This window comes from Methylobacterium oryzihabitans, assembly GCF_004004555.2.
Taxonomy (GTDB): Bacteria; Pseudomonadota; Alphaproteobacteria; order Rhizobiales; family Beijerinckiaceae; genus Methylobacterium; species Methylobacterium oryzihabitans.
Window position 1 is genome coordinate 1 of sequence record NZ_SACP01000106.1, and the last position, 530, is coordinate 530.

1 protein-coding gene is annotated in these 530 nt (G+C 64.7%); it reads left to right on the top strand.

Features of this window, described 5'->3' with window-relative positions:
• Positions 1–530 (top strand): PAS domain S-box protein (locus EOE48_RS28565; protein ID WP_127734231.1); only part of this gene is annotated, 530 nt, incomplete at both ends.

The window sequence follows — 530 nt, forward strand, 5'->3', positions numbered from 1 at the left end:
TGAGCGCCTGCACCAAGGCGGTATCCGCAACCTGGAAATGAGCTTCCGGCGCAGCAATGGCCAACTGTTCACCGGCCTCACCTCGGCCGAAACCTTCGAACTCGACGGCACCCCGGCACTGGTGGTGGCGGTGCGCGACATCAGCCAGCTCAAGGAACCCCAGGGGCAGTTGCAAACCTCGGAAGAGAAATTCGCCAAGGCCTTCCACGCTTCGCCCGACGGCCTGCTGCTGTCGCGCCAGAGCGACGGTTTGCTGCTCGAGGTGAACGAAGGCTTCTGCCGCCTCACAGGCTACGACCTCAACCCGACCATCGACCAGACCTCGCTTGACCTGGGTATCTGGGTCGACCTCAACGAACGCAAACGCATGGTCGACCAGCTCAACCGCGACGGCTTCGTGCGCGATTTCACCTGCCACATCCGCCGCAGCGACGGGCAGATCCGCCTGTGCGAGCTGTCCGCCAGGCCCCTGCCGATTGGCGGCGTCGATTGCATGCTGACCATCGCCCGCGACATCACCGCGCGCCACC